This window comes from Amphritea pacifica, assembly GCF_016924145.1.
Taxonomy (GTDB): Bacteria; Pseudomonadota; Gammaproteobacteria; order Pseudomonadales; family Balneatricaceae; genus Amphritea; species Amphritea pacifica.
Genome location: NZ_JAFFZO010000175.1, coordinates 1 through 323 on the forward strand (window position 1 = coordinate 1; position 323 = coordinate 323).

Below are 323 nucleotides of genomic sequence, written 5' to 3' on the forward strand. Positions count from 1 at the left end.
GGAGCCGGAGGATTCAAATCCCTCCGGCGGAGTCTGCTCCTGCTCACCAGCCCGGAACACCACCGTGACACCGGATATGTTGGTATTCCCCTCAGTGTCCAGCACCGGCGTACTGTTCAGCAGCACGCTTTTTAAGCCATCCACCGGACCTTCAATCGGCCCTTCGCTGATGGCATCGATCACACTCAGCAACTGCGTGGACTTCAGGTTGTCCTTCGCTTCGCGCGGGGTATGCCCCTTACTGCTTCCTTTACCCATTCCTCACGCTCCATAAATGACAAAACCGCCCGCAGGCGGTTTCACATAAAACATTTTGCATCAGC

General features: G+C 56.0%; 1 protein-coding gene. It reads right to left on the minus strand.

Annotated features, from left to right (window positions below; all coding sequences use genetic code 11):
• Positions 1-258 (minus strand): hypothetical protein (locus JW499_RS21965; protein WP_033551149.1); only part of this gene is annotated, 258 nt, incomplete at its 3' end.
• Between the last annotated feature and the right edge of the window lie 65 nt (positions 259-323).